The 604-nt window shown below is 46.2% G+C and carries 1 rRNA gene; it reads right to left on the reverse strand.

Features of this window, described 5'->3' with window-relative positions:
- Positions 1–279, reverse strand: a 23S ribosomal RNA gene (locus AWJ19_RS12300); the annotation flags it as partial.
- Between the last annotated feature and the right edge of the window lie 325 nt (positions 280–604).

Genomic DNA, 604 nt, shown 5'->3' on the forward strand with positions numbered 1-604 from the left:
TGGTTTAGGCTGTTCCGCGTTCGCTCGCCGCTACTGACGGAATCACTATTGTTTTCTCTTCCTCAGGGTACTTAGATGTTTCAGTTCCCCTGGTCTGCCTCTACACACCCTATGTATTCAGGTGTGAGTAACTGCGAATTACCACAGCTGGGTTTCCCCATTCGGACACCCCCGGATCAAAGCTTGCTTACAGCTCCCCGAGGCAGTTTCGTTGTTCGCCACGTCCTTCGTCGGCTCCTGGCGCCTAGGCATCCTCCGTGTGCTCTTATTAGCTTAACCACCGCTCCGGTGTTTCGCTTGTTCACTCATCTTGTTTTGAATAGCGCGTCCGGAAAATCCGTACGCTAGACTATTCAAAGCCAAAGGTCGTTTCACAATCGAAAACCTTCGCTTAGCATTACTAAAATTATTGAAACTTGTTTACACAAGTTCAGCTTAAAGGAATGTTCTAAAACGCAAATTCGTTTCGGTATCCAGTTTTCAAGGATCAAGTAATACTGAGAGCTTAAACTCTCAAAACTGAGCAACGAGTGAGTAGAAAGCTTTACGAAGTAAAGCTCGCTTCGGAAGCATGCTTCCTGAAGACTTAGATTTGAATGTCATC

Origin of the sequence: Paenibacillus sp. DMB5, from assembly GCF_001517085.1 — a bacterium.
In the GTDB taxonomy this organism is placed as follows: Bacteria; Bacillota; Bacilli; order Paenibacillales; family Paenibacillaceae; genus Paenibacillus_AQ.